Source organism: Roseitalea porphyridii (genome assembly GCF_004331955.1).
Lineage (GTDB): Bacteria > Pseudomonadota > Alphaproteobacteria > Rhizobiales > Rhizobiaceae > Roseitalea > Roseitalea porphyridii.
This window is the reverse complement of sequence record NZ_CP036532.1, coordinates 2,241,231-2,267,952: the sequence shown is the minus strand read 5'-3', so window position 1 is coordinate 2,267,952 and position 26,722 is coordinate 2,241,231. Positions and strand designations below refer to the sequence as shown.

The following is a 26,722-nucleotide window of genomic DNA, read 5'->3' as shown; positions in this document are numbered from 1 at the left end:
CAAGAACTCATTGGGAGAGTTTCGATGAACGTTGCCACCGCGACGACGCGCCGGCTTGAGAGCTATGTGAAGGGGCAATGGGTCACCGGTGCGGGCGACGGCACGCTGCTGACCGATGCGGGCACGGGCGAGCCCGTCGCGGTGATCGGTTCCTCGGGCCTCGATTTCGCCGGCGCGCTCGCCTATGGCCGCGAAAAGGGCGGACCGGCGCTGCGCGCGATGAGCTTTCACGAGCGCGCGCTGATGCTCAAGTCGATCGCGCTGATGCTCAACGAGGCGCGCGAAGCGTTCTACGCCGAGAGCTATCGCACCGGCGCCACGAAGGCCGATTCGATGATCGACATCGATGGCGGCATCGGCACGTTTTTCGTCTACGCGTCCAAGGGCCGGCGCGAACTGCCCAACACGCGGGTGCTGCTCGACGGCGATGTCGAGCCGCTGTCGAAGGACCAGACCTTTTCGGCCCAGCACATTCTGACGCCGCTCGAAGGCATTGCGATCCACATCAATGCCTTCAATTTCCCCTGCTGGGGCATGCTGGAAAAGCTCGCGCCGACGCTGCTTGCGGGCATGCCCGCGATCGTCAAGCCGGCCAGCCAGACCGCCTATCTGACCGAGATGATGGTGCGCCGGATCATCGACAGCGGCATCCTGCCCGAAGGCGCGCTGCAGTTGGTGGCGGGCTCGGCCGGCGACATGCTCGACCATGTGACCGGTCAGGATGTCGTCACCTTCACCGGTTCGGCGAGCACCGGCCGGATGCTGCGCACGCACAAGGCGATCGTCGACAATTCGACGCGCTTTTCGATGGAGGCCGACAGCCTCAACAGTTCCATCCTGGGCGCCGATGCCGGGCCGGATACGCCCGAATTCGACCTGTTCGTCAAGGAAGTGGCGCGCGAGATGACGGCGAAGGCGGGCCAGAAATGCACCGCGATCCGCCGCGCCTTCGTGCCGCGCGGCCAAGTCGATGCGGTCATCGAGGCGCTGCGGGCGCGGCTCGGCAAGACCGCCGTCGGCCTGCCGGCGGAAGAGGGCACGCGCATGGGCGCTCTCGCCAGCCAGGACCAGCGCGACGAGGTGCGCGCGCGGATCGCCGAGCTTGCCGCCGACGGCGAGATCGTCGCCGGCGATCCGGACAATCCGGTGCTGTCGTCGGGCGATGCGCAGGCTGGTGCGTTCCTCAACCCGGTTCTGCTGCATTGCGCCAACCCGCACGGGGCCCAACACGTCCATGATGTCGAGGCGTTCGGGCCGGTGGCGACCGTCATGCCCTATGACGATGCCGAGGAAGCGGTCGCGCTCGCGCAGAAGGGCAAGGGCTCGCTCGCCGCGTCGGTCTTCACCAACGACCCCGAGATCGCCGAGCGGATCGTCATCGGCATGGCGCCGTTCCACGGCCGCATCCTGATCGGCAATCGCGACAGCGCCAGATCATCGACCGGGCACGGTTCGCCCATGCCGGGCCTCGTCCATGGCGGGCCGGGCCGCGCCGGCGGCGGCGAGGAACTGGGCGGCATACGCGGCGTCAAGCACTTCATGCAGCGCACGGCGGTGCAGGGCACGCCGCGCCTTCTGGCGCCGGTCACGGGCCGCTGGATGGAAGGGGCGGATGCGGGCGACACGAGCGTGCATCCGTTCCGCAAGTCCCTCGCTGAGTTGAAGATCGGCGATCAGGTGGTGACCGAACCGCGCGAGGTCACGCTCGCCGACATCGAGCATTTTGCCGAATTCACCGGCGACACCTTCTATGCGCACATGGACGAGGACGCCGCCAGGGCCAACCCGTTCTTCGACGGGCGCGTGGCGCATGGCTATCTGATCGTATCGTTCGCGGCGGGCCTGTTCGTCGATCCCGCGCCGGGCCCGGTGCTCGCCAATTACGGCGTCGACAATCTGCGCTTTCTGACGCCGGTCTATCCGGGCGATGTGCTCAAGGTCCGGCTGACGGCCAAGGAGATCAATCCGCGCGCCACGGCCGATCATGGCGAGGTGCGCTGGGACGCGCAGGTCACCAACCAGGATGGCGATGTCGTCGCGCAGTACGACGTGCTGACCATGGTCGCCAAGCAATGGCCTCTGCCGGCTGAGGGCTGATCGCTGATCAAGCCAGATCAGTGGCGTCCGTTCACGCCGCCGACGCCGTCGAGAATGATCTTCGTCGCCACGCGCGCATAGTCCTCGCGGGTGATCGGACCGTCCTCCTTGAACCAGGTGTAGACCCAGTTGAGCATGCCGAACAGGCTCATGGTCACCGGCGTCAGCAGGTGCGTGCCCGGCTCGCCCAGTTGCGGGTTGAGTTCCTTGAGCACGCTGGAGAACCGGGCGACGATCCGCTTTTCGGTGTCGCGCAGTTGCGCGCGCTGCGCCTCGGACAAGACGCCGAACGCGTTGAGCTGCACCTTGTGGGCGTTGTCGGCCCCGCGATAGGTCTCCAGCACGGCCCGCACCAGTCGTTCGAGCCGTTCGCCGGGCGGCAGGTCCGGATCGTCGGCGGCGATCACGGCATCGTCGAGATGGCTGACATGGGTGTCGATGATGGCGAAGATCAGCGCGTCCTTGGACGGGTAATAGTGATAGAGCAGGGCCTTGGAGACGCCGCACTCGCGCGCGATCTGGGACATCGACGCCTTGTCCATGCCCAGTTCGGCGAAGACGGCGGCGGCGCTGTCGAGGATATGCGCCTGCTTTTCCTCGAAGTCGGCGGCGCGGGGGCGGGCCATCGGGCCTCTCCTTCTAGCCCTTGGGCCTGTTGTCGACGACGCGCTTTGCCTTGCCTTCCGAACGCGGCGCGGAGCCAGGCTCACCGACATTGATCTTCGCGGTCACGCCGATCACGGACTTGATGTGATGGGCGAGCTCGGCGGCGCTCGCCTTGCGGGCGTCCTCGCTGGCGGCGTGATCGAGCGCTTCCAGATGCACCGTCATCGTGTCCATGCGGCCCTGCCGGTTCAGTTCGATCTGGAAATGCGGAGCGAGCCCGGCGCATTTGAGGATCTGCTCCTCGACCTGGGTGGGGAAGACGTTGACGCCGCGCAGGATGATCATGTCGTCGGACCGGCCGGTGATCTTGTCCATCCGGCGCATCGAGCGCGCCGTGCCCGGCAGCAGCCGGGTCAGGTCGCGCGTGCGGTAGCGGACGATCGGCAGGCCTTCCTTGGTCAGCGTGGTGAAGACCAGTTCGCCCATCTCTCCGTCCGGCACCGGCTCACCGGTCTCCGGGTCGATGATCTCGGGATAGAAATGGTCCTCCCAGATATGCAGGCCGTCCTTGGTCTCGACGCACTCGTTGGCGACGCCCGGGCCCATCACTTCCGACAGGCCGTAAATGTCGACCGCGTGCATGTCGAAGGCCTGCTCGATCTCGCCGCGCATAGCGTTGGTCCAGGGCTCGGCGCCGAAGATGCCGACGGCCAGCGAGCAGGCGCGCGGGTCCTTGCCCTGGCGGCGGAACTCGTCGAGGATCGAGAGCATGTAGGACGGCGTGACCATGATCACGCGCGGCTTGAAGTCCTCGATCAGCATCACCTGGCGCTCGGTCATGCCGCCGGAGACCGGGATGACCGTGCAGCCGAGCCGTTCGGCGCCGTAATGGGCGCCCAGCCCGCCGGTGAACAGGCCATAGCCGTAGGCGACATGGACCGCATCTCCGCGCCGGCCGCCCGATGCCCGGATCGAACGGGCAACCATTTCCGCCCACATGGAGATGTCGTTTTCGGTGTAGCCGACCACGGTCGGCTTGCCCGTCGTGCCGGAGGAGGCGTGCAGGCGAACGATCTTCTCGCGCGGCACGGCGAACATGCCGAACGGGTAATGGTCGCGCAGGTCCGCCTTCGTCGTGAAGGGGAACTTCGCCAGATCGGCGAGCGTCTTCAGATCGTCCGGATGGACGCCGGCCTCGTCGAACCGCTGCCGGTAGAAGGGCGCGTTCTCGTAGGCATGGCGCAGCGACCATCGCATGCGTTCGAGCTGCAGCGCCGCGATCTCGTCGCGCGAGGCGGTCTCGATCGGCTCAAGGTCGCCGGGGCGGGGAGAGAGATCTTCCATGGGTCTCCTCAGGCGTCGTCAAGGATGGTGCCGGGGATGGCGCGCGAATGGCCGCGGAACTCGGCGATCAGCGCCCCGTCCTGGTTGGTGACGGAAATGTCGTAGATGCCCGACTTGCCGGTGCGCGAGACCTCGCGGCCCGTGGCGGTGAGCCGGTCGCCCTGGCGGGCAGGGCGAATGAAGGTGATCGACGTGTGCTGGGCGACGCAGCGCTGGTTGTAGGCGTTGCAGGCAAAGGCGAACGCGCTGTCGGCCAGCGTGAAGATGTAGCCGCCGTGGCAGGTCTTGTGCCCGTTGACCATCTGCGGGCCGATGGTCATGGCGAGCGTCGCTTCGCCCGGCGCGACGCGCTCGATTGTCATGCCCAGATGCTGGCTGGCCTGATCCTCGCGCCACATGGCGTCGGCGCAGGCCTGAGCGAGTTGGTCCGGTGTCATCACTGCCCCCTGAAGACCGGCGCGCGCTTGTCGAGAAAGGCCGAGACGCCCTCGGCATAGTCGGCGGTCCGGCCGGCCATGCGCTGCGTGTCGCGCTCATGGTCGAGCTGCGCGTCGAAACCGTTGGTGCTGGCCGCCTGGATCGACTGCTTCGTCAGTCCGAAACCGCGCGTCGGCCCGCTGGCGAAACGGTGGGCGAGGGCGGTCGCTTCGTCCATCAGCGCCGCGTCATCGACCGCCTTCCAGATCAGGCCCCAGTCGGCGGCCTGTTCCGCGGTGAGCGGTTCGCCGGTGAGCGCCAGGCCCTTAGCGCGCGCCTCGCCCAGAAGCCGTGTCAGCATGAAGCTGCCGCCGGCGTCGGGCGTCAGGCCGATCTTCGAGAAGGCCTGGATGAACCTGGCCGATCTCGCGGCCAACACGATGTCGCAGGCGAGCGCGATGTTGGCGCCCGCGCCTGCGGCGACGCCGTTGACGGCGACGACGATCGGCTTTTCGAGCGACCTGATCAGACGCAGGGTCGGGTTGTAGAAGGTGGCGAGCGTTTCACCCAGATCGGGCGGGCCGTCCATCTTTCGCGGGTCGCGATCGCCGAGATCCTGGCCGGCGCAGAAGGCGCGGCCGGCGCCGGTGATCAGCACGCACCGTATCTCGTCCTCGTCGTGGGCGCGCTGGATGGCGGCGCGCAGGGCGAGATGCATGTCCTCGTTGAACGCGTTGAGCTTGTCGGGCCGGTTGAGCGTGACCAGCAGCATGCCGTCCGAAAGATCGGTCAGCACCGTGGCGTCTTGCGCCATGCGGATGTCCTCCCTGACAGGCCCGAACGAGCCCTGCGATGGTGATCGACACAACCATAAACCGACCGGTCAGTCAATGAATTCGGTCGACGAATTCCGCACGCGCGTTACGGACGGGCTTGCCCTGAACCTCCGGGGCGGGAATATTCGAACGATGATTCAGGCGACGAACGCATCTGTCTGGCATGGTTCGCTTTTCGGCGACGAGGCGCTGGCGCCGCTGTTTTCCGAGATCGCCTTTCTCGACCGGTTCGCCCGGTTCGAGCGGGCGCTCACGGCGGCGCTTCGTGACCATGGTCTTGTCGAGGCGGCGATGGCCGAACGAGCGTTGGCGGCGATCGCCGCGCTCGAGCCCGATATCGCCGCGATCCGGGCGGGCCTATGCGAGGATGGGGTGCAGGTCCCGGCCTTCGTGCGCCAGCTCAAGGCGGCGGCTGGCGATGCCGCCGTCGCCATCCATGTCGGTGCGACGAGCCAGGACCTGGTCGATACGGCGACGGTGCTTGCCCTGAAGGAGGCCGAGCCTGTGCTGCGGGCGCGCCTTGCGGCCGTCCTCGAGGCGCTCGACGGGCTCGCGGCGCGGTTCGGACGGCGGCCCTTGATGGGCCGGACGCGGATGCAGGCGGCCCTGCCGGTCACGGTCGGCGCTCGCCTGGCCGGATGGTCCGAGCCGCTCAGGCGCCATCTGCACCGGCTCGATCCGGTTGCCGCCGAGGCAGGCATTCTCCAGTTCGGCGGGCCGGTCGGGCAAGGCCCCCCGGCGCTTGGCGGCAAGGGGCCCCGCGTCGCCGAGAGCCTTGCGGCCGAACTCGGGCTCGGCGTGCCGGACCGTCCCTGGCATACGGACCGGAGCGCGCTGCTCGGCTACGCCCACTGGCTGACGCTGGTGACGGGCACGCTCGGCAAGATGGGCCAGGACGTCGCGCTGATGGCGCAGCAGGGGATCGACGAAATCGCGCTCACCGGCGGCGGGACCAGTTCTGCCATGGCCCACAAGCAAAACCCCGTGCTCGCCGAGAAGCTGGTAGCGATCGCCCGCTTCAACGCGGCCCAGATCGGCGGCCTGCAGCAGGCGATGGTGCACGAGCAGGAGCGATCCGGCAGTGCCTGGATGCTCGAATGGATGATCCTGCCACAGATGGTGATCGCGACGGGGCGGGCGCTTGCGGACGCGCACGCCATGCTCGGCTCGGTGACACGGTTGGGCGAAGCGGACTGATCAGGCCGCCTGCGCGACCTCGCGCAGGCCGAGCATCCGGCGTGCCTGCTGCCAAGTCGCGACCGGCCGCTCGTTGCGCTCGCAGATCTCGACGACGCGGCCGACGAGCGCGGCATTGGACGGGGCGAGCGTATCACGGTCGAGGCGCACATTGTCCTCGAGCCCGGTGCGTGCATGGCCGCCGGCCGCCACCGACCATTCGTTCACGGTCAACTGTCCGGCACCGATGCCGGCGGCGCACCATTCGCCCCCGGGGACCAGCCGACGGACCGTCTCGACGTAGAAGTCGAAGGCCGGCTTGTCGACCGGCATGGCGTTCTTCACGCCCATGACGAACTGGATGTAGGGCGTGTCGGGAATGCGCCCGTCCCGCCACATGGCGACCGCCTGGAAGATGTGCGACAGGTCGAACGCTTCCACTTCCGGCTTGACGCCGTAGGTCCGCATTTCGCCGGCGAGCCAGTCGATCAGATCGGGCGGATTCTCGTAGACGCGCGTTGGAAAATTGTTCGAGCCCACCGACAGCGAGGCCATGTCGGGCGCAAGCGGCAGCATGCCGCCACGCGCCTTGCCCGCGCCGGAACGGCCGCCCGTCGAGAACTGGATGATCATGCCGGGGCAGTGCTTTTCGAGCCCCTCCTTGAGCCGGGCGAACTTGTCGGGATCGGATGTCGGGGTCTGGTCGGGGTTGCGCACGTGCGCATGAACGATCGACGCGCCGGCCTCGAAGGCCTCATGGGTCGATTCGAGCTGTTCTTCGATGCTGATCGGAACGGCGGGATTGTTCGCCTTGGTCGGCAGCGAGCCGGTGATGGCGACGCAGATGATGCAGGGTTTGTTCTGGGCGTCGGTCATCGGCACTCACATGTCAAAGAAGATGGTTTCGCCCTCGCCCTGCAGACGGATATCGAACCGGTATTCGCCTTCGCCGGTCCTTTCGGCGAGCAGGGTTGGCAGCCGGTGTTGATGCTCGATGCGGGTCAGGATCGGATCTTCCGCATTGGCCTCGGCTTCATCGGCGAAATAAAGGCGCGTGTGAAGGCCGATGTTGATGCCGCGCGCCACGATCCACACCGAAATGTGCGGCGCCTGCAGCCGGCCATCGCGCCAGGGCACGCGCCCCGGTTTGACCGTGTCGAAGCGGAACTGGCCGGTCTGAAGGTCGGCGGCGGCGCGGCCCCAGCCGGTGAAATTGGGATCGGCCTTTCCGCGCGTCTCGACGGGCGAGTTGAAAAGGCCGTCCGCGTCGGCCTGCCAGATCTCCAGAACGACGTCGCGGACGGGCGCGCCGAGCCCGTCGAAGACGGTGCCCGTGACGATGATTTCCTCGCCGCTGACCGCGCCGGTCTTCATGTCGTGACCGAGGTCGGTCTCGTAGACGCCGTGAATGCCGGTGACGTTGGGGTTCAGGCCTATATGCACGTAGGGACCGGCCGTCTGCGACGGGGTTTCCTTGAAGGCGTGGGTGGGACGGATCATCTCAGAGGCCCTCCAGCCGGTTCTCGAATATGGTCTGGCGACGGCCGCGCAGCACGATGTCGAACCGCCAGGCGCAGGCATCCATGGGCACGGTGCGGGTCATGTCCAGTTCGGCGACGAGCGTCTCGACGGCCGCCCGGTCGGGGATCGCACCGACGATCGGGCATTGCGCGATCAGCGGATCGCCCTCGAAATACATCTGCGTGATCAGCCTTTGCGCGAAACCCGACCCGAAGATCGAGAAATGGATGTGAGCGGGGCGCCAGTCATTGCCGCCATTGGCCCAGGGGTAGGGCCCGGGCTGGATCGTGCGGAACTCGTAGGCGCCGTTCTCGTCGGTCAGCACGCGGCCGCAGCCGCCGAAATTGGGATCGAGCGGGGCGAGATAGCCTTCCTTCTTGTGGCGGTAGCGGCCGCCGGCGTTCGCCTGCCAGACCTCGACGAGCGTGTTCGGCACCGGGCGGCCGGTCTCGTCGATGACGCGGCCGTGGACGATGATGCGCGGGCCGACGGCGCTCTCGCCGGGTTCGGCATAATTGTGGATGAGGTCGTGATCGAGTTCGCCGAGCATGGCCGGGCCGAACACGGGCCCCGTCTCTTCTCCGAGCGATGTCGGCAGCGACAGCAGCGGCGCGTTCGGCGAGCGCAGGACCGAGGTCTTGTAGGGCGCGTGCAGGGCCGGCGGATGCCAGGCCCTGTCTCGGGCCATGAAGCCGGCGTGCGCGCTTGGCGTGTTCTTCATGTCACGGTTCCTTCGTCTTCCATCTCGCGCCATGTCGCCTTGGCGAGCTTGATGGCATGGTTGGCGCGCGGCACGCCGGCATAGACCGCCACGTGCATGAACGCTTCCATCACGTCGCTCCTTGAGGCGCCGGTGCGTTCGCAGGCGCGCACATGCATCGGGATCTCGTCGAAATTGCCGGTGGCGGCAAGCAGCGCCAGCGTCAGGATGGAGCGTTCGCGCCGGGTGATCGTGTCGCGCGCCCACAGATTGCCCCACGCGGTCTCCGTGATCAGGGTCTGAAAGGGCGCGTCGAAGTCGGTCTTTTCGGCCTCGGCACGGTCGACATGAGCGTCGCCGAGCACCTGCCTGCGCACCCGCATGCCGTTTTCAAGCCGCTCGTTCATCGCGCATCGGCCTTGCGGGCCGTCCTCTCAGTAGGGCAGGCCGACATAGTTCTCGGCCATCGCCTTCTGCGCGGCCTCGCTTGAGCGCAGAAGTTCCATTTCGGCGATCTGCATCTTGCGGTCAAACTCGGTCTGGTCCTCGAAGCGGTGCATGAGCTGGGAGAACCACCAAGAGAACCGCTCGGCCTTCCAGATGCGCGCAAGCGCCCGCTCGGAATAAAGATCAAGGCCTTCCGCATCGTTCAGCTCGTAGAACTGCGTCAGGCCGCTGAACAGGTAATGGACGTCAGAGGCGGCCGTGTTCAGCCCCTTGGCGCCGGTCGGTGGCACGATGTGGGCGGCATCGCCGCACAGGAACAGCCGGCCCCAGCGCATCGGTTCGGTGACGAACGAGCGCAGCGGCGCGATCGATTTCTCGATCGAGGGGCCCGTGACGACGCCTTCCGCCACGTGACCGGGAATGCGGCGCTTCAGTTCCGCCCAGAACTCGTCATCCGACCAATTCTCGACCTTGTCGTGTGCCGAACACTGCACGTAGTAGCGTGACAGGTTCTCGTTGCGCATCGAGCAGAGGGCGAAGCCGCGCGGCGAGTTGGCGTAGATCAGTTCGTGATTGACCGGCGGCGTCTCCGACAGGATGCCGAGCCAGCCGAACGGGTAGACCTTTTCGTATTCGCGACGGGCATCTTCCGGGATCGAGCGGCGGCTGACGCCGTGAAAGCCGTCGCAGCCGGCGACGAAGTCGCAATCAATGCGCTTTTCGGCGCCGCCCTGGCGCCAGGTCACGTAAGGCGCGTCTCGGTCCGCGTCATGAATCGTGACCCCCTCGACCTCGAATTCGATGATGCCGCCGGCGGCTTCGCGCGCCTCGTAGAGATCGCGCGTCACCTCGGTCTGCCCGTAGACCATGACCGGCGTGCCGGTGTGCTCGACGAAGTCGATCCGGAACATCTCCTCGCCATAGGCGATCAGCGTGCCCGCATGCTCGAAGCCCTCGCGGCGCATGCGACCGCCGACCCCGGCCTCGTCCATCAGCCGCAACAGCCCCTGTTCGAGAACGCCGGCGCGAATGCGCCCGAGCACATAGTCGCGCGTCTGACGTTCGAGGATGACCGAGTCGATGCCGCGCTTGTGGAGAAGCTGTGACAAGAGCAGACCCGACGGGCCGCCACCGATGATGCAGACTTGTGTGCGCATTACGCTCCTCCCCACTGAACGACGTTGCATGCCCAATATCGGTATGTAAAATGAATAAGCGGGCAGTTTGGATATCGGAAACGATATGGAAGGCCACAGGCGCATCAAGCTCCGCCATCTGAAGAGCTTCTGCGAAATCGTCCGGCTGGGCAGCTTCAAGCAGGCGGCGGACGCGCTCGCGCTGACCCAGCCGGCGATCTCGCGCACGATGGCCGAGCTCGAGCAAATGGTCGGCGCGCCGCTTCTGACGCGCAACCGGGGCGGGGTGGCGCTGACGGCGGAGGGCGAGGTGTTTCTGCATTTCGCGCAGATGGGGCTCAACGCGATCCAGCAGGGCATGGCGCGGCTTGATCGCATGAAGACAGGCGAGCCGGCCGGCATTCGGATCGGGGCGCTGCCGAGCGTCGCGGCGGCGCTGCTGCCGCGGGCGGTACGGAGCTTTGCCGAACTCGCGCCGGGGGTTGCCGTGACCGTCCAGGACGGGCCGCACGAGTTCCTGGTCGACCGTCTGCGGCGCGGCGATCTGGATGTCGTGGTGGGCCGGCTCGGACCGCCCGAGACGATGGCGTCGCTGACGTTCACGCAGCTCTATCTTGAGCATGTGGCGCTCGTCGTGCGGCCGGGCCATCCGCTGGCCGGCAGCGCGGACCTAACGCGGATCGCCGCCTTTCCGGTGATCTATCCGCCGACCAGCGCGGCGATCCGGCCGCTTGTCGACCGGCTGATGATCGCCAACGGCATGGCCGAGCCGCCCCGGGCGATCGAATCGGTCTCGGGCGCGTTCGGGCGCAGTCTCGTGATGCAGTCCGATGCGGTGTGGATCATCTCGTCCGGCGTGGTCGCACAGGATCTCGAGGCGGGCCGGCTGGTCCGTCTGCCTGTCGACACGACGCTCACCGCTGGCCCGGTCGGGCTGATGGTGCGCGCCGACGAGGAACGCCCACCCTCGGTGCAGCTGTTCGGCAGGGCGGTCGCGGCAGCCCTGCAGGCGGACCAGAGCGGTAGGTTGGCGTCGCCCCCTTGACCTTCCAGAGACTGGAAGGCCCATCTTGCGCTTCAGGACAATGAAAGGAGCGCATCGTGAACGCGCCGCACAAGAGCCATCCGAGCGAAACCGTGACGCTGCCGATCGAGGGCATGAACTGCGCCTCGTGCGTCGGTCGCGTCGAGAAGGCGTTGAACGGGGTGCCCGGCGTCGCCGGCGCGTCGGTCAACTTCGCCACCAATACCGCCGAGGTCGCACTGGCCGAACCGGTTGAGCGCGCCGATCTGGCGCGGGCCGTCGAAAACGCCGGTTATGGCGTGCGCGAGGCGACCACCGAACTGGCGATCGAGGGCATGAGCTGCGCGTCCTGCGTGGGCCGCGTCGAAAAGGCGCTGCGCGCGGTGCCCGGCGTGCGCGAGGCCAATGTGAATTTCGCTTCCGAGCGCGCAACCGTGACGGGCACGGCCGACGTCGATGCGCTGACCGAAGCGGTCGCGTCAGCGGGCTATGAGGCCAGGGCCGCAAACGCCCCGAGTTCGGCCGGCCATGACCACGACCATGGCGGCGGCGACGAGGCGGCGCGGCTGAAGCGCGACACGATCCTGGCGGCAGTGCTGACCGCGCCGGTGTTCGCGCTGGAGATGGGCAGCCATCTGGTGCCCGGCGTGCACGATCTGATCATGACAACGATCGGCATGCAGGCGAGCTGGCTGATCCAGTTCGTGCTGACCACGATCGTGCTCGCCGTCCCGGGCCGGCGCTTCTACGTGCACGGCTTTCCGGCGCTGTTGCGCGGCGCACCCGAGATGAACGCGCTGGTTGCGGTGGGCACGTCGGCGGCGTTCGCCTATTCGGTCGTCGCCACCTTCTTGCCGCAGGTGCTGCCCGAAGGGACGGTCAATGTCTATTACGAGGCGGCGGCGGTGATCGTCACGCTGATCCTGTTCGGTCGCTACCTGGAAGCCAAGGCGCGCGGACGCACCTCCGAGGCCATCAAGCGGCTCGTCGGCCTTCAGGCCAAGACCGCCCGCGTACGGCGCGACGGCGGCACCGAGGACGTCGCCATCGGCGACGTGGTGCCCGGCGACGTGATCGAGGTCCGGCCCGGTGAGCGCGTGCCGGTCGACGGCACGGTGACCGAGGGCGAAAGCTATGTCGACGAATCGATGATCACCGGCGAGCCGGTGCCGGTGGCCAAGTCGGATGGGGCCGAACTGGTCGGCGGCACGGTCAACCAGACCGGTGCGCTCGCCTTCCGGGCGACGGCCGTGGGCGCCGACACGGTGCTGTCGCAGATCATCCGCATGGTCGAACAGGCGCAGGGGTCCAAGCTGCCGGTGCAGGCGCTGGTCGACAAGGTCACCATGTGGTTCGTGCCGGCGGTGATGGTCGTCGCGGCGCTGACGTTCCTGGTCTGGCTCGTGTTCGGGCCAGAACCGGCTCTGACCTTCGGCCTCGTCAATGCGGTGGCCGTCCTGATCATCGCGTGCCCGTGCGCGATGGGGCTGGCGACGCCGACCTCGATCATGGTCGGCACGGGCCGGGGCGCGGAGATGGGCGTCCTCTTCCGCAAGGGCGATGCATTGCAGAGCCTGAAGGAAGCGCGCGTCGTCGCGCTCGACAAGACCGGCACCTTGACCGAGGGCCGGCCGGCTCTGACCGATCTCGAGACCGCCGAGGGCTTTGAGCGCGCCGGCGTGCTGGCCGCGATCGCGGCCGTCGAGGCGAAGTCCGAACACCCGATCGCGCGCGCCATCGTCGAGGCGGCCGAGGCCGAGAAGATCGACGTACCACAAGCGACCGGTTTCGACTCAGTGACCGGATCGGGCGTGTTCGCCGAGGTCGAGGGAAAGACCGTTCAGATCGGCGCGGACCGCTACATGGCCGAACTGGGCCTTGATGCGGCAGCGTTCTCGCAGACCGCGCACCGGCTCGCCGGCGAGGGCAAGACGCCGCTCTATGCCGCGATCGGCGGCAAGATCGCCGCGATCGTGACGGTCGCCGATCCGATCAAGGAAACCACACCCGAGGCGATCGCGGCGCTGCATAATCTGGGTCTGAAGGTCGCGATGATCACCGGTGACAACAAGCGCACGGCCGAGGCGATCGCCGGCCAGCTCGGCATCGACGAGGTGATCGCCGAGGTGCGGCCCGACGGCAAGGTCGACGCGGTCAAGCGCCTGAAGAGCGAACATGGCATGCTGGCCTTCGTTGGCGACGGCATCAACGACGCACCGGCGCTGGCCGAGGCCGATATCGGCATCGCCATCGGCACAGGCACCGACATCGCCATAGAGGCGGCAGACGTGGTGCTGATGTCGGGCAGCCTGAAGGGTGTGCCGAATGCGATCGCGCTGTCGCGGGCAACGCTTGCCAACATTCGCCAGAACCTGTTCTGGGCGTTCGCCTACAACACGGCGCTGATCCCGGTGGCCGCAGGCGTGCTCTATCCGGCGTTCGGCGTGCTGCTGTCGCCGATCTTCGCGGCCGGCGCGATGGCCTTTTCCAGCATCTTCGTTCTGGGCAACGCGCTGCGGCTGCGCCGCTTCACCGCGCCGATGATGTAACGAAACCGGGCGGCGGCGCTATTCGGCCGCCTCCCGGTACTCTTCGACCGGCGGGCACGTGCAGACCAGGTTGCGGTCGCCATAGGCGTTGTCGATGCGTCCGACCGGCGGCCAGTACTTGTCCACGCGGAAGGCGCCGGGCGGAAAGCAGCCCTGTTCGCGGCTGTACGGCCGGTCCCACTCGGCGATCAGGTCGGCCGTCGTGTGCGGGGCGTTCTTCAGCGGGTTGTTGGCCGCATCCATTGCGCCGTCTTCGATCTCGGCGATCTCGGCGCGGATCGACAGCATCGCCTCGCAGAACCGGTCCAGCTCGGCCTTGGTCTCGCTTTCGGTGGGCTCGACCATCAGCGTTCCTGCCACCGGCCAGCTCATCGTGGGTGCGTGAAAGCCGTTGTCGATCAGCCGCTTGGCGATGTCGTCGACGCTCACCTGGGCGCTCTTCTGGAAGGGGCGGGTGTCGAGGATGCATTCGTGGGCGATGCGGCCGTTCTGCCCCTTGAAGAGCACGCCATAGGCGCTTTCGAGCCGTTTGGCGATGTAGTTGGCGTTCAGGATCGCCACCTTGGTCGCCTGGGTCAGCCCGTCGCCACCCATCATCTGGATGTAGGCCCAGGAGATCGGCAGGATCGAGGCCGAGCCGAACGGGGCGGCGTTGACCGCGCCTTCGCCGGTGACCGGATCGCCGGGCAGGTGCGGCGCCAGATGGGCCTTCACGCCGATTGGTCCCATCCCCGGACCGCCGCCGCCATGGGGGATGCAGAAGGTCTTGTGCAGGTTCAGATGGCTGACATCGGCGCCGATCTCGCCGGGCTTTGACAGGCCGACCATGGCATTGAGGTTGGCGCCGTCCAGATAGACCTGGCCGCCATGTTCGTGGGTGATGGCGCAGACCTCGCGGATCGTTTCCTCGAACACGCCATGGGTCGACGGATAGGTGACCATGCAGGCGGCGAGCCGGTCGCCGGCCGCTTCGGCCTTGGCGCGGAAATCGTCGAGGTCGATGTCGCCGTTCTCGGACGAGGCGACCACGACCACCTCCATGCCCGCCATGTGCGCCGAGGCGGGATTGGTGCCGTGCGCCGAGATCGGGATCAGGCAGATGTCGCGGTGGTCCTGGCCTTGCGCCTTGTGCCAGGCGCGGATCGTCATCAGGCCGGCATACTCGCCCTGCGCGCCCGAATTGGGCTGCATCGACATGGCGTCGTAGCCGGTGATCGCGCACAGCTTGTCGCACAGATCCGAAATCAATTCGCGATAGCCCTCGGTCTGGTCGACCGGCGCATAGGGGTGGATGTTGGCGAACTCCGGCCAGGTGATCGGCATCATCTCGGCAGCCGAATTGAGCTTCATCGTGCACGAACCGAGCGGAATCATCGCCCGATCGAGCGCAAGATCGCGGTCGGCGAGCCGGCGCATGTAGCGCACCATCTCGGTTTCCGCCCGGTTCAGATGAAAGATCGGGTGGGTGAGATAGTCGCTCCGGCGTGCGAGGTCGTCGGGCAGGCGAAACCCGTCGTTAGCGGCGGCGGCGTCGGCCGAAAGCCCGAACGCGCTCAGCAGCCGCTCGATCGTTTCTGCGCGGGTGGTCTCGTCGAGCGTGATGCCGATCCTGTCATCGCCGAGGCGGCGCAGATTGATGCGCCGGTCGAGCGCGGCCTGCATCAGCACGGGCTGCATGGCGCCCACACGGACGGTGATCGTGTCGAAATAGCGTTCCTGCTCGACGTCAAATCCTGCCGCGCGCAGCGTTTCGGCGACCTGAACCATACGGCCGTGGATGCGCTGCGCGATTGCCTTGAGGCCCTTGGGCCCGTGGAAGACGGCATAGAAGCCCGCCATCACAGCGAGCAGCGCCTGGGCGGTGCACACGTTCGAGGTCGCCTTTTCGCGGCGGATATGCTGCTCGCGCGTCTGCAGGGAGAGCCGATACGCCTTGCTGCCGTGGCTGTCGATGGAGACGCCGACGAGCCGGCCGGGCAGGGCGCGCTTGAGCGCGTCCGAGCAGGCGATGTAGGCGGCATGCGGCCCACCGAAACCCATCGGCACGCCGAAACGCTGCGTGGAACCCACCGCGATGTCGGCGCCCATCGCGCCGGGTTCCTTCAGCAGCAGAAGCGCCATCGGGTCGGCGATGACCGTGCCGATCGCGCCGTTCTCGTGCAGCGCGGTCATCTGCGCCGAGAAATCGCGCAGGTCGCCATGGGTGCCGGGGTACTGGAAGATCGCGCCGAACACGGTTCCCGGATCGAGGTCTTCGGGCGCGCCCTTGACGATTTCGATGCCGAGCGGTTCGGCCCTTGTGCGCATGACGTTGATGTTCTGCGGATGGCAGTTCTCGTCGACGAAGAAGCGCCTGGCCTTCGACTTGGCCGTGCGCAGCGCCATCGCCATGGCTTCGGCCGCCGCCGTTGCCTCATCGAGCAGCGAGGCGTTGGCGACCGGCAGGCCGGTCAGATCGGAGACCATGGTCTGGAAATTGAGCAGCGCTTCCAGCCGGCCCTGGCTGATCTCGGGCTGATAGGGCGTGTAGGCCGTGTACCAGGCCGGATTTTCGAGGATGTTGCGCTGGATGGCCGGCGGCGTGACCGTGCCGTGATAGCCTTGGCCGATCATCGACGTGACGAGCCGGTTCTTGCGGGCGATCTGCCGCATCGTCCACAGAAGCTCGTGCTCGGACAGGGCCGGCCCGAAGTCGAGCGGGTCGTCCTGGCGGATCGAGGCGGGCACCGTTTCATCGATCAGTGCGTCCAAGCTGTCCGCGCCGACGACGGCAAGCATTTCGGCCATTTCCTCGGGCGAGGGGCCGATATGGCGGCGGTTGGCGAAATCATAGGGCTCGTAGTCGGTCGGGCTGAACGGCATCGGTGCGGTTCCCGTGGTTGAGACTGTGGTCAGGCGATCATCGCCTTGTAGGCGTCTTCGTCCATGAAGGCCTCGACGGCGGACGGGTCGTCGACGCGCAGCTTGAAGAACCAGCCGTCGCCCAGCGGGTCCTCGTTGACGAAGGCCGGCGCGTCGGCGAGCTTCTCGTTGACGGCGACGATGGTGCCGTCGAGCGGCGCCTTGATGTCGGAGGCGACCTTGACGCTCTCGATGACGACGATCTCCTCGTCCTTCTTGACCGTCCGGCCTTCCTCGGGGAGTTCGACGAAGACGACGTCGCCCAACTGCTCGGCCGCGTACTCGGTCACGCCCACGACGAACAGATCGCCTTCGGCGCGCAGCCACTCATGGTCTTCGGTGAATTTCATCGTTCGGTGTCCCTGTGCTCAACGCTTGTAGGTGGATGGTCTGAAGGGCATGTCGGCGATTGTCACCGGCAGGCGTTTGCCGCGCACCTCGCCGAACAGGCGCGTGCCGGTTCGTGCCAGTCCGGTCGGAACATAGCCCATGGAAACGGGGCGTCCGACCGACGGGCCGAAGGCGCCGGAGGTGACGTGTCCGACCGGCCCGGCCGCCTCTTCGGTCTCGAACAGCTGCGTGCCCTCGCGCATCGGTGCGCGGCCCTCGGGCAGCAGCCCGACACGCCGGCGGTCGGCGCCGTTCTCCAGTTCGGCGAGGATGCGATCGGCGCCCGGAAAGCCGCCGGTGCGTTCGCCGTCCGTGCGCCTGACCTTCTGGATCGCCCATTCAAGACCTGCTTCGACCGGGCTCGTCGCCGCATCGATGTCGTTGCCGTAAAGACACAGCCCGGCCTCGAGCCGCAGGCTGTCGCGGGCGCCAAGGCCGATCGGCTCGACCCGGTCGTCGGCGACAAGCGCGCGGGCGAGGGCCTCGGCACCGTCTTCGGAGACCGAGATCTCGAAGCCGTCCTCGCCGGTATAGCCCGAGCGGGAAATCCACAGTTCGCCATGGTCGGTGTCCGTGACGATCACGTCCATGAAGCGCATGTCGGCCGCGGCAGGCGCGATCGCCGCGAGCACCGCTTCGGCGGCCGGGCCTTGCAGCGCGAGCAGCGCGCGGTTGTCGACGGGCTCCACCGAACAGCCGAGATGGCGCTTCATGTGGGCGATGTCGGCCTGCTTGCGGGCCGCGTTGACGACCAGGAAAAGGTGGTCGCCTCGATGGGCGATCATCAGATCGTCCTCGATGCCACCGGCCTCGTTGGTGAAAAGGCCATAGCGCTGACGGCCTTCCTTGAGGCCGACGATGCTCGCCGGGACCAGCATTTCGAGCTGTGCCGCCGCATCGTCGCCGCGCAGGATCACCTGGCCCATGTGGCTGACATCGAACAGGCCGGCCTTCGTCCGAGTGTGCAGATGTTCCTTCATGACGCCGAGGCGATACTGGACCGGCATCTCGTATCCGGCGAACGGCACGAACTTGGCGCCAAGTTCTGCATGCAGATCGTAAAGGGGTGTGCGTTCAAGCTCCGGCATGCGTCTTCCCAGGTCGTGCCGGCGATCCGGCATCATCGATTGGGCACGGACGCGCCCGATGATGCCCCCTCTGTCCTTGTGCCTGAGATCGTTATCCCGTCGGCGGGCCGCCGGCGAAAGCCTTGGCCACTCTCCAGAGTTCAGCGTCGCGATGGTCCCTGGGCCTGAGAGTTTACCGGGGCGGTTGCTCCTTCGGCACCGGCAGAGCCGGATTCTCCCAACGCGACGGAGATAGTGCTACGGCGAAATGCGGTTGGCGGTCAAGGCGCAACAGCGCGCAGCGGCGAGGCCGCGCCTCGGGCGGGCGGGTTCAATCGACACATGTCCGCGCTTGATCGCCGACTGTCTGCGTGGCTATGCCGGTCGCCGCTGGCAGGCCCCGCGCCCACCGCCAAGGAGAGGGCGTGCGGTGGCCGCCGGCATCGGACCGATATGCTGGAGACGAAGATGGCCATTTCCGACGCACTGCTTTCGAGGCTCGCCGATCCGGACCTGCTGCCCGCGGCCGGGCTGGTCGACGGGCGCTGGATCGAGCAGGTCCCCGGCGGCGCGACCTTTGCGGTGACCAACCCGGCGAACGGCGAGGAGATCGCCACGCTGCCCGACATGGGCGCGGCGGAAACCGCCGAAGCCATCGGGGCGGCCTATCGTGCCCAGAAGGCGTGGGCCGCCAGGACGGCAAAGGAGCGTTCGGCGGCGCTGCGCAAGCTGCACGATCTGATCCTCGCCCATGTCGACGATCTGGGAACGATCCTGACGATGGAGATGGGCAAACCGTTCGGCGAGGCCAAGGGCGAGGTGCGCTATGGGGCGGCCTATCTGGAATGGTTCGCCGAGGAGGCGAGGCGCGTTCAGGGCGACGTGTTGCCGGGCCAGCAGGGCGACAAGCGGGTGCTCGTGCTCAAGCAGCCGATCGGCGTGGTCGGGATGATCACCCCGTGGAACTTTCCGAGCGCGATGCTGGCGCGCAAGATGGCGCCGGCGCTGGGCGTCGGTTGCGCCGTCGTCGCCAAGCCGGCCGAGCAGACGCCGCTTTCGGCGATCGCGCTGGCGCGGCTTTGCGAGAGGGCGGGCCTGCCCGCCGGGCTGTTCAACCTGATCGTCGGCATGGACGGGCCGGCGATCGGCAAGGCGATGTGCGCCGACACCCGGCTGCGCAAGCTGTCCTTCACGGGGTCCACCGAGGTTGGCCGCATCCTGATGCGGCAGGGCGCCGACCACATCCTCAAGCTCAGCCTGGAACTGGGCGGCAACGCCCCGTTCATCGTCTTCGATGATGCCGATCTCGACGCGGCGGCCAAGGGGGCGATCCTGTCCAAATACCGCAATGCGGGCCAGACCTGCGTTTGCGCCAACCGCATCTATGTGCAGGACGGGATCTATGACGCGTTCGCCGACAAGTTCGCCGAAGCGGCGCGCACGCTCAGGCCCGGCGACGGGTTCGTCGACGGCGTCGACATGGGCCCGCTGATCGATGCGGACGGGCTCGCCAAGGTCGAGGACCACGTCGCCGACGCGCTGTCGAAGGGCGCCGAACTGGTCGCCGGCGGCAGCCGCTCGAACGCCGGCGCGCTGTTCTACGAGCCGACCGTGCTGCGCAACGTGACCGCCGACATGAAGCTCGCGCGCGAGGAGACGTTCGGGCCGGTCGCGCCGCTGTTCCGGTTCGAGACCGTCGAGGAGGTGATCGAGCAGGCCAACGCGACCGATTATGGTCTGGCCGCCTATTTCTACGCCCGTGACCTGTCGTGCGTCTGGCGGGTCGCCGAGGCGCTCGAATACGGCATGATCGGCGTCAATACGGGCATCATTTCGAACGAGGGCGCGCCGTTCGGCGGGGTCAAGCAGTCCGGCCTTGGCCGCGAAGGCTCCCGATACGGCGCCGACGACTATCTGGAGATGAAATATGTCTGCCTGGGCGGGGTTTGAGGCACGCCGTTTTGACGGTGGACGCCATCGCCATTAGATAGATCGAAACGATCGCCGCCGCGTTCGCGCCGCATGCGGTCGAAAATCTCCGTTCCGCGTTCTGCCTCGGCCACCCACAGCCGGGGCAGGGCACGCCAGATGCGCCGCAAGCCAGTGTATGACAACGACAAGATACTCGCCGTCGCGCCGATGATGGACTGGACGGACCGGCATTGCCGGCTGTTCCACCGGCAGCTTTCGCGCCGTGCTTTGCTTTACACGGAGATGGTCGTCGCCGACGCGGTGATCCACGGCAATCGCGCGCGCCTGTTGCGCTTCGATCCCGCGGAGCATCCGCTCGCCGTGCAGCTTGGCGGCAGCGATCCCGAAAAGCTGGCCGAAGCGACGCGCATCTGCGCCGATCACGGTTTCGATGAGATCAACCTCAATGTCGGCTGCCCTTCCGACCGGGTCCAGTCTGGCACGTTCGGCGCCTGCCTGATGCGGCAGCCCGATCTGGTGGCGCGCTGCGTCGCGGCGATGAAGAAGTCCGCCGGCGCCGTTCCGGTCACCGTCAAGTGCCGGATCGGCGTCGACGATCAGGAGCCGCGCCAAGCGCTGTGGGCGCTCGCGGAGCAGGCGATCGATGCGGGCGCGGACGCGCTCTGGGTGCATGCCCGCAAGGCCTGGCTCGAAGGGTTGAGCCCGAAGGAGAACCGCGACGTGCCCCCGCTCGACTATCCGCTCGTGCACGCGCTCAAGGCGGACCATCCCGACCGTTTCATCGGCATCAATGGCGGCATTGCCGACCTCGATCAGGCGGCCGAGCATCTTGACGTGATGGACGGGGTCATGCTGGGCCGCGCCGCCTACCAGACGCCGGGCGTTCTCGCCGATGTCGACGGGCGCGTTCATGGCGAGCGATTTCCATCGCCCGATCTGGCCCAAGTGGTCGAGACGATGGCGGACCATGTCGACCGGCACGTCGCCGAAGGCGGGCGCGCCAGCCACCTCACGCGCCACATGGTCGGCCTGTTTCATGGCCGGCCCGGCGCGCGGGCCTGGCGGCGGCACCTGTCCGAACAGGCGGTCAGGCCGGGCGCGACCGGCGCGGTGCTTCGCGAGGGGCTCAAGCTGGTCGCCGGCGAAGGGGCGCTTGCGGCCGCCTAGAAGACGGTCACACCGAACCGTTCGCGCCGTATATCGGCTTGTGGAAGACAACCGACCGGCCCCAATAGGTGGCATCATCGACCGCCGGAGCATGCCGCCGTGCCCGAAATCGCCGACATCGCCATCCTTGCCGTCGCGCTCGCCGCGGCCGGCGCGGTCGCCGGACTTCTGGCCGGCATCTTCGGCATCGGCGGGGGCGCGGTCCTCGTGCCGGTCTTCTTTCAGGTCTTCGGCCTTCTGGGCGTCGACGAGGCCGTCCGGATGCACCTGTCGGTCGGGACCTCACTGGCGGTGATCGTGCCGACCTCGCTGCGCTCGTTCGCCTCGCACCGGGCGCGCGGCGCGGTGGACATGGACCTTTTGCGCACATACCTGATCGCCGTGCCCGCCGGCGTGCTGATCGCCGCGCTGGTGTTCGCGTCGATCTCCAGCGCCGGGCTGCGCATCGTCTTTGCGGCGCTGGCCGTGCTCGTCGGGCTCAAGCTGATCTTTGGCCGGAAGGACTGGCAGATCGGCGCCGATCTGCCGGGGGTTGCAGGGCGCTTCACTGCCGGCAGCGTCATCGGCTTCCTTTCGACGCTGATGGGCATCGGCGGCGGCGTGCTCAACAACACGTTCATGACGCTCTACGGGCGGCCGATCCACCAGGCGGTGGCGACATCGGCGGGCGTCGGCGTCCTGATCTCGGTTCCGGGCGTCCTCGGCGCGATCTGGGCGGGCTGGGGCGCCGGTGGGCTTCCGGTGCTCTCGACGGGTTACGTCAACTGGATCGCGGTCGCGATCATCATCCCGGTGACGCTGTCCGTGGCTCCACTGGGCGTGCGCATCGCGCACCGGCTCGAAAAGCGCCAGCTCGAACTGGCGTTCGGCGTCTTCATGCTGGTGGTCGCGCTGCGCTTTGCGCTCAGCGTCTGGGTCGGGTGAGCGTCATTCGCGCAGGATCAGCCGGTTGCCGGTCACCTCGAAGCCGCTGAGCGTGTCGAGGAAGTTCATGCCGAGCAGGTTCTCGAAGAGCTGGCCTTCCTCGGCGACCAGGGCCGAAATGTCGCCGCGCACGATGCCGCCGACGCGCATCTCGTCGAGCCGTACAGGCGCGGCGCTCGCCATGCCGTTCGCCGTCATCACCGGCACGCGGAACGTCAGACCGTCCATATCGATGCCGATCCGTTCGGCCGCCTCGTGCGTGAGCACGACCGAGGATGCGCCGGTGTCGATGATGAAGCGCAGCGGCGTGCCGTTGACCTCGGCCTGGGTCGCGAAATGGCGCCTGTTGCGGGTGATCGAGACGGTCTGCCGGCCATTGTCGTCGGTCGCCGAGACCGGCGCGCCGGGCACGACGCCGGAGGAGACGCGGCTCGCCATCTCCTGCAGTTCGAACCGGTATTCATAGCCGACGACGAGCGCGAGAATGATCGCCACCCACAGGGCGATCTGCTGCAGGAGACTGCCGATCCGCTGCCGGCCGGCGAGAATGCTCGCGGCCAGTGTCGTGCCGATCAGGCCAAGGAATACGACGCTGGCGAGCTGGTCCCCGCTCATGCCGGCAATCGCCGTCGTGTCGCCGGCGAGGAACAGGATGACGAGCGCGGCGGCGATGATGCTCAGAACGACGAAGAACATGGCCGGTCAGGTTCCGCCCTGCGCCTTGAGCCGCGCGATGCGCTGGCGCCTTGTCTCGCGGCGCGGCTTCTTATCGATCGTCTCAAGCCTCGCGGGCAGCGTCTCCATGATCGCCCGGCGGTCGGTGGGCGACAGAACCGTCCACGCACCGATCTCGTCGCGCGTGCGCCCGCAGCCGTGACAATAGCCGGTCGCCATGTCGATCGAGCAGACGAGGATGCACGGCGATTCGATGGGTTCGGACATTGATGGGTCTCGGGTGGCGCTCGCCATGATCTGGGCGTTCAGAGCGCCATTGCAAGGCTGATCAGCATCGCCGCCTCGGCGATCTGCTCGGAAGCGCCGATCGTGTCGCCCGTATGGCCGCCGATCATGCGTCGGCATAGCCTTGCGAAGCCGGCTGTCGCAGCGAGCACGAGCAGGCCCGCGACAGCCGCGGCGCCCAGCCCCGCAGGCAGGACAGCCGCGAGCAGAAAGACGGCGCCGCCCGCGAGCAGGGCGGCGTTCATGGCATCCGGCGTCGGCTGGCCGGCGGCATCGGCGGTGCCGCCCGGGCGCGCGCCCGCGAGCCTGGTCCAATGCCAGACCATGGCGGCCCGCGCCACGCCATGGGCGGCGATGAAGGTGAGCGCGGCAGCGAGCGGTGAGGCGGCCTGGGCGATCGCGGCGAGGGATACGATGCGCAGCAGCAACGAGCCGGCGATGGCGATCACGCCATAGGCGCCGATCGCCGAGTCCTTCATAATGGCAAGGCGCCGTTCGGGGCTTGCGCCGCCGCCGAACCCGTCGGCTGCATCGGCAAGGCCGTCCTCGTGCAGCGCGCCGGTCAGCGCGATCGTTGTCAGGACGGCAAGTGCGGCGGCGAGCAGCGGGGCGGCCAGCGCACCGATTGTCAGCAGCACGAGCGCGCCGGGCAGGGCGATCACCACGCCGGCCAGCGGATAGGCGGCCGCGTCGTCGGCGGGCGGCTTGCCTGGTTCGTTGAAGAAGCGCGCCGGCACCGGCAGGCGGCTCAGAAACCCGAGCGCACGCATGACGGCGTCAGGCGCAAACATCTCGCTGATCTGTGACGAAGTCTGCCGGGACATGATGATCGCTTTACACGGCGTCCGCGGGCAGGCAAGTGCCCGGCAAAGCATGAGGGAGATGGTCTTGAGTTCAGGATTGCCGTTCGATGATTTTCGCGCACTGCTCGCCAACCTGCCCGGCCCCGACGATGGGGCGGCCGAAGCGGTGCGTGCCCGCGAGGCGACGCTGACCAAGCCGGCCGGCTCGCTGGGCCGGCTCGAGGCGATTGCCGAATGGCTCGCCGCATGGACCGGCCGACCGCCGGCGGTGACGCGGCCGCTGGTCGCCGTGTTCGCCGGCAATCACGGGGTCACGAACAAGGGCGTGTCGCCCTTTCCGGCCTCGGTGACGGCGCAGATGGTCGAGAACTTCGCCGCCGGTGGGGCGGCGATCAACCAGATCTGCATCGCCCACGATCTCGGCCTGAAGGTGTTCGATATGGCGCTCGACATGCCGACCGGCGACATCACCGAGGAAGCCGCGCTCGACGAGCGGTCCTGCGCCGCGACCATGGCGTTCGGCATGGAGGCGATTGCGGGCGGCACCGACCTTTTGTGCATCGGCGAGATGGGCATCGGCAACACCACCATTGCGGCGGCGATCTGCCACGGCCTTTACGGCGGCGAGGCGGCGGACTGGGTCGGGCCGGGTACCGGCGCGGACGAGGCGGGCGTGGCGCGCAAGACCGACGCCGTCGCGCGCGCGGTCGCGCTGCACGGGGCGCACCTGAAGGACCCGCTCGAAGTGCTGCGGCGGCTCGGCGGCCGCGAGATCGCGGCGATGGCCGGCGCGATCCTTGCCGCGCGGGTCGAGCGCATTCCGGTGATCATCGACGGTTACGTGTCGACGAGCGCGGCGGCGGTGCTGCACGCGGCCAACCCGGCCGCGCTCGACCATTGCCTGATCGGCCATGTGTCGGCCGAGCCCGGCCATCGTCGGCTGGTCGAACGGCTCGGCATGGAGCCGCTCCTCGATCTCGGCATGCGGCTGGGCGAGGGGACCGGCGCGGCGCTCGCCGCCGGCATCGTCAAGGCGGCGGCGCAGTGCCATTCGGGGATGGCGACTTTCGAGCAGGCCGGGATCAGCGGCAAGGACGGCTGATCGGCGTGGCCATCACGCGACCATGCGGCGGGGCGGACGGGCACCGCGCGTGTCGACCGGTTCGGCGGGTAGCGGCTGCATGACCCGGGCGGCCGGGAACATGGCGATCGCCTCGGTGCCCTCGCGCAGCTTGGACTTGAGCGTGAACGCGCCGCCATGCATGGCAAGCAGCGCCTGGACGATCGGCAGGCCCAGGCCGGTGCCCTGTTCGGCGCTCTTGATGGCGATCGATCCCTGACCGAAGGCGGCCAGAACCACCGGGATCTCGTCTTCGGGAATGCCGGGGCCGTCGTCCTTGACCGTCACGTACTGACCGCCGGACGCGGTCCAGCCGACCTTCAGTTCGACCTGGCCGCCATTGGGCGTGAACTTGATGGCGTTCGAAAGCATGTTCAGGATGATCTGCCGGACGGCCTTTTCATCCGCCAGAAGGCGCGGCAGACCGTCCTGGAAGACCGGCTTGACGGTGATCTGCTTCTGGGCGGCGCGCATGCGCACCAGCGCCATGCAATCCTCGGCGACGTGGGTGAGCCGAAGCGCTTCCTCGCGCAGTTCGTACTTGCCCGCTTCGATGCGGCTGAGATCGAGGATCTCGTTGATCAGGTTGAGCAGGTGCTTGCCCGAAGCGTGGATGTCGCCGACATAGCTCCGGTAGCTTTCGTTGCCGATCGGTCCCAGCATCTCGCTGGTGATCGCCTCGGAGAAGCCCAGGATCGCATTGAGCGGCGTGCGCAGTTCGTGGCTCATCGAGGCCAAAAAACGCGACTTGGCGAGATTGGCATCCTCGGCGCGCCGGCGGGCCTCGTCGGAGATCGACTTGGCCATTTCCAGTTCGGCGATCAGTGCGATGTTTTCGGCGCGATAGGCGATCGAGGCGATCGACGATTTCTGAAGCCGTTCGGCGACGAACGAGAAGAACAGGAGCGCGCAGACCACCATGGCGATCGCCAGCAGCGTGTTGGGCGTGGTGTCGAAGTTGACGATCGCGAAAAGCGCGACGGGCAGGGTGAAGGCGGCCAGGATCGAAAAGCGGATCGCATAGCAGATCGTCGCCGTGGCCGCGATCGCGATCAGCAGCACCGAGGCCTTGAAGAACAGCGCCGTGTCCGGACCGCAGGCGGCGCAGGAACTGATCGCGAAATAGGTCCAGGAAAAGCCCGCAACGCCGTGCGCGACAAGGAAGATCATCCGCCAGCGCCTGGGGTCGGCCTGCTCCTTCTGGCCAAGGAACCGCTTGGACAGATAGCCCATGCCGACGTAAAGGAGATTGGCGATGACCGCCCAGATGACGATGTTGGTATCGAACCCGGCCGAAAAGCCGGCAAACGCCGTCAGGATGATGAGCAGCGGCACGGCGGCGATCGACGAGATCAGCGCGTTGGCATGCAGGGCGAGCAGTTCGAGGTCGAATTCGCGATCGGGTCGGCCCATCTGCGCCAGCTTGTCGCGCGTCTTGCGCAACGTGCGGCGCAGGTCCTGGTTGGGGCCGGACTTGCGACGGTCGACGATCGTCTTGTCCGGTCGTTCGAGCACCGTCATGAACTGGCTGGGCTTTTCGCGTTTCGATCGAGGCGGCCGGGCGCGGTTCGGCCATCGAAACGAAGATAGGAGCGCATTCGTTAA

24 protein-coding genes and 1 riboswitch are annotated in these 26,722 nt (G+C 67.5%); of the genes, 8 read left to right on the top strand and 16 right to left on the bottom strand.

Annotation, left to right across the window (positions count from 1 at the left end; genetic code table 11):
• Positions 1–24 precede the first annotated feature (24 nt).
• A complete protein-coding gene (gene paaZ, locus E0E05_RS11090; protein ID WP_131616767.1) occupies positions 25–2,097 on the top strand; it encodes a phenylacetic acid degradation bifunctional protein PaaZ in 2,073 nt (690 codons plus the stop codon).
• 17 nt (positions 2,098–2,114) lie between these two features.
• Here paaZ and E0E05_RS11085 read toward each other — a convergent pair whose 3' ends face one another.
• From E0E05_RS11085 to paaG, 4 genes are read right to left on the bottom strand one after another with little or no spacing between them, the layout of a single operon-like run.
• Positions 2,115–2,723: a TetR/AcrR family transcriptional regulator gene (locus E0E05_RS11085; protein ID WP_131616766.1), complete on the bottom strand. Its 609-nt coding sequence runs from the start codon at positions 2,721–2,723 to the stop codon at positions 2,115–2,117.
• A gap of 13 nt (positions 2,724–2,736) precedes the next feature.
• Positions 2,737–4,047: a phenylacetate--CoA ligase PaaK gene (paaK, locus tag E0E05_RS11080; protein ID WP_131616765.1), complete on the bottom strand. Its 1,311-nt coding sequence runs from the start codon at positions 4,045–4,047 to the stop codon at positions 2,737–2,739.
• Between the two features lie 8 nt (positions 4,048–4,055).
• Positions 4,056–4,484, bottom strand: coding sequence for a hydroxyphenylacetyl-CoA thioesterase PaaI (gene paaI, locus E0E05_RS11075; protein WP_131616764.1), 429 nt, complete (start codon positions 4,482–4,484; stop codon positions 4,056–4,058).
• Positions 4,484–5,278 carry a 2-(1,2-epoxy-1,2-dihydrophenyl)acetyl-CoA isomerase PaaG gene (paaG, locus tag E0E05_RS11070; RefSeq protein ID WP_131616763.1) on the bottom strand — a complete coding sequence of 265 codons (795 nt, stop codon included), beginning with the start codon at positions 5,276–5,278 and terminating at the stop codon, positions 4,484–4,486. The genes paaI and paaG overlap by 1 nt, the downstream gene beginning before the upstream one ends.
• A gap of 154 nt (positions 5,279–5,432) precedes the next feature.
• On the opposite strand from paaG, the gene E0E05_RS11065 reads away from it, so the two are divergent.
• A complete protein-coding gene (locus E0E05_RS11065) occupies positions 5,433–6,497 on the top strand; it encodes a 3-carboxy-cis,cis-muconate cycloisomerase (RefSeq protein ID WP_131616762.1) in 1,065 nt (354 codons plus the stop codon).
• On the opposite strand, the gene E0E05_RS11060 is transcribed toward E0E05_RS11065, so the two are convergent.
• The 5 genes from E0E05_RS11060 to pobA are packed head-to-tail and all read right to left on the bottom strand — an operon-like array spanning position 6,498 to position 10,301.
• Positions 6,498–7,352: a 3-oxoadipate:acetyl-CoA acetyltransferase gene (locus E0E05_RS11060; protein ID WP_039723996.1), complete on the bottom strand. Its 855-nt coding sequence runs from the start codon at positions 7,350–7,352 to the stop codon at positions 6,498–6,500.
• Positions 7,353–7,358: 6 nt separating this feature from the next.
• Positions 7,359–7,976, bottom strand: coding sequence for a protocatechuate 3,4-dioxygenase subunit alpha (gene pcaG, locus E0E05_RS11055; RefSeq protein WP_131616761.1), 618 nt, complete (start codon positions 7,974–7,976; stop codon positions 7,359–7,361).
• 1 nt (position 7,977) lies between these two features.
• Positions 7,978–8,718, bottom strand: a complete 741-nt coding sequence (gene pcaH / locus E0E05_RS11050; RefSeq protein WP_192900401.1) for a protocatechuate 3,4-dioxygenase subunit beta — start codon at positions 8,716–8,718, stop codon at positions 7,978–7,980.
• Positions 8,715–9,104 (bottom strand): 4-carboxymuconolactone decarboxylase, encoded by a 390-nt coding sequence (pcaC, locus tag E0E05_RS11045; RefSeq protein ID WP_039723999.1) that lies wholly within the window; start codon positions 9,102–9,104, stop codon positions 8,715–8,717. The genes pcaH and pcaC overlap by 4 nt, the downstream gene beginning before the upstream one ends.
• Positions 9,105–9,131: 27 nt before the next feature.
• A complete protein-coding gene (gene pobA, locus E0E05_RS11040; protein ID WP_131616759.1) occupies positions 9,132–10,301 on the bottom strand; it encodes a 4-hydroxybenzoate 3-monooxygenase in 1,170 nt (389 codons plus the stop codon).
• Positions 10,302–10,386: 85 nt separating this feature from the next.
• On the opposite strand from pobA, the gene pcaQ reads away from it, so the two are divergent.
• Together pcaQ and E0E05_RS11030 are read left to right on the top strand one after the other, a co-directional pair.
• Positions 10,387–11,325, top strand: coding sequence for a pca operon transcription factor PcaQ (pcaQ, locus tag E0E05_RS11035; protein ID WP_131616758.1), 939 nt, complete (start codon positions 10,387–10,389; stop codon positions 11,323–11,325).
• Between the two features lie 113 nt (positions 11,326–11,438).
• Positions 11,439–13,853: a heavy metal translocating P-type ATPase gene (locus tag E0E05_RS11030; protein ID WP_244598071.1), complete on the top strand. Its 2,415-nt coding sequence runs from the start codon at positions 11,439–11,441 to the stop codon at positions 13,851–13,853.
• A gap of 18 nt (positions 13,854–13,871) precedes the next feature.
• Here E0E05_RS11030 and gcvP read toward each other — a convergent pair whose 3' ends face one another.
• Genes gcvP through gcvT form a run of 3 tightly spaced genes read right to left on the bottom strand, consistent with a single transcriptional unit; the run spans position 13,872 to position 18,232 of the window.
• Positions 13,872–16,715: an aminomethyl-transferring glycine dehydrogenase gene (gcvP, locus tag E0E05_RS11025; protein WP_131616756.1), complete on the bottom strand. Its 2,844-nt coding sequence runs from the start codon at positions 16,713–16,715 to the stop codon at positions 13,872–13,874.
• Between the two features lie 29 nt (positions 16,716–16,744).
• Positions 16,745–17,104 (bottom strand): glycine cleavage system protein GcvH, encoded by a 360-nt coding sequence (gene gcvH, locus E0E05_RS11020; RefSeq protein ID WP_131616755.1) that lies wholly within the window; start codon positions 17,102–17,104, stop codon positions 16,745–16,747.
• An 18-nt stretch (positions 17,105–17,122) separates the two neighbouring features.
• On the bottom strand, positions 17,123–18,232 hold the full coding sequence (gene gcvT, locus E0E05_RS11015; RefSeq protein ID WP_131616754.1) for a glycine cleavage system aminomethyltransferase GcvT: 1,110 nt from the start codon (positions 18,230–18,232) through the stop codon (positions 17,123–17,125).
• Positions 18,233–18,374: 142 nt separating this feature from the next.
• A riboswitch (glycine riboswitch) is annotated at positions 18,375–18,462 on the bottom strand.
• 217 nt (positions 18,463–18,679) lie between these two features.
• On the opposite strand from gcvT, the gene E0E05_RS11010 reads away from it, so the two are divergent.
• The 3 genes from E0E05_RS11010 (at position 18,680) to E0E05_RS11000 (ending at position 22,234) form a co-directional block, all read left to right on the top strand.
• Positions 18,680–20,161: an NAD-dependent succinate-semialdehyde dehydrogenase gene (locus E0E05_RS11010; RefSeq protein WP_131616753.1), complete on the top strand. Its 1,482-nt coding sequence runs from the start codon at positions 18,680–18,682 to the stop codon at positions 20,159–20,161.
• 138 nt (positions 20,162–20,299) lie between these two features.
• Positions 20,300–21,310: a tRNA dihydrouridine(20/20a) synthase DusA gene (gene dusA / locus E0E05_RS11005; RefSeq protein WP_131616752.1), complete on the top strand. Its 1,011-nt coding sequence runs from the start codon at positions 20,300–20,302 to the stop codon at positions 21,308–21,310.
• A 99-nt stretch (positions 21,311–21,409) separates the two neighbouring features.
• Positions 21,410–22,234 (top strand): sulfite exporter TauE/SafE family protein, encoded by an 825-nt coding sequence (locus E0E05_RS11000; protein WP_131616751.1) that lies wholly within the window; start codon positions 21,410–21,412, stop codon positions 22,232–22,234.
• A gap of 3 nt (positions 22,235–22,237) precedes the next feature.
• Here the strand turns inward: E0E05_RS11000 and E0E05_RS10995 are convergent, their stop codons facing one another.
• From E0E05_RS10995 to E0E05_RS10985, 3 genes are read right to left on the bottom strand one after another with little or no spacing between them, the layout of a single operon-like run.
• Entirely contained in the window at positions 22,238–22,930 is a 693-nt protein-coding gene (locus E0E05_RS10995) for a TIGR02281 family clan AA aspartic protease (protein ID WP_131616750.1), read from the bottom strand.
• Between the two features lie 6 nt (positions 22,931–22,936).
• Positions 22,937–23,164: a DUF1289 domain-containing protein gene (locus E0E05_RS10990; RefSeq protein WP_131618003.1), complete on the bottom strand. Its 228-nt coding sequence runs from the start codon at positions 23,162–23,164 to the stop codon at positions 22,937–22,939.
• 50 nt (positions 23,165–23,214) lie between these two features.
• On the bottom strand, positions 23,215–24,129 hold the full coding sequence (locus E0E05_RS10985; RefSeq protein ID WP_428977577.1) for an adenosylcobinamide-GDP ribazoletransferase: 915 nt from the start codon (positions 24,127–24,129) through the stop codon (positions 23,215–23,217).
• On the opposite strand from E0E05_RS10985, the gene cobT reads away from it, so the two are divergent.
• Positions 24,083–25,099 carry a nicotinate-nucleotide--dimethylbenzimidazole phosphoribosyltransferase gene (cobT, locus tag E0E05_RS10980; RefSeq protein ID WP_428977576.1) on the top strand — a complete coding sequence of 339 codons (1,017 nt, stop codon included), beginning with the start codon at positions 24,083–24,085 and terminating at the stop codon, positions 25,097–25,099. The two genes, E0E05_RS10985 and cobT, sit on opposite strands and share 47 nt — an antisense overlap.
• Positions 25,100–25,111: 12 nt before the next feature.
• Here cobT and E0E05_RS10975 read toward each other — a convergent pair whose 3' ends face one another.
• A complete protein-coding gene (locus E0E05_RS10975; protein WP_131616747.1) occupies positions 25,112–26,638 on the bottom strand; it encodes a sensor histidine kinase in 1,527 nt (508 codons plus the stop codon).
• Positions 26,639–26,722: the final 84 nt, after the last annotated feature.